Source organism: Psychrobacter sp., assembly GCF_036731945.1.
GTDB lineage: Bacteria > Pseudomonadota > Gammaproteobacteria > Pseudomonadales > Moraxellaceae > Psychrobacter.
The window spans coordinates 24,566-25,061 of the sequence record NZ_DAINDI010000022.1; the positions used below are offsets into that span (position 1 = coordinate 24,566).

A 496-nucleotide genomic window follows, 5' to 3' on the forward strand; every position below is an offset into this window, starting at 1 on the left:
TGGCCGTATTGCAATGCTTGATTTACCTATCAACTTAAGAAAAGTCAATGTCGATGCCAAAATTCGTGGTACGCAGGCGAATATCGACGGCACTTTTAATAGTGGTACCGGTACGGGTAAGCTGACTGGTACGGTAAATTGGCAACAAAAACTGCAAGCCAAACTCAGCATTATTGGCGAGCGTTTAGTATTGACCCAGCCGCCATTATTGGTGGCTGAGATTAACCCTGATATCGACATTATCGTGCGTCCGGGTGACCGTTATGTCAATATTACTGGCGCGGTCAGTGTGCCGTCAGCGACCATTCGTCCACCAGAAGCCAGTGAAGATATCATTACCCAAACCGAAGATGCGGTTGTGCTTGATCGCCGTTTGATTGGTAATATTGATGAGGTTTTAGCCATCTCAAAACCTTGGTCAATCAATGCCGACATCGGTATTGACTTGGGCGATGACATCAATTTCCGCGGCTTTGGTGCGGTGATTCCGTTAGCA

1 protein-coding gene is annotated in these 496 nt (G+C 47.0%); it reads left to right on the top strand.

Features of this window, described 5'->3' with window-relative positions:
* Positions 1-496, top strand: a 496-nt coding sequence (locus tag V7D75_RS06310; RefSeq protein WP_333613866.1) for a translocation/assembly module TamB domain-containing protein, incomplete at both ends; no start/stop codon positions are given.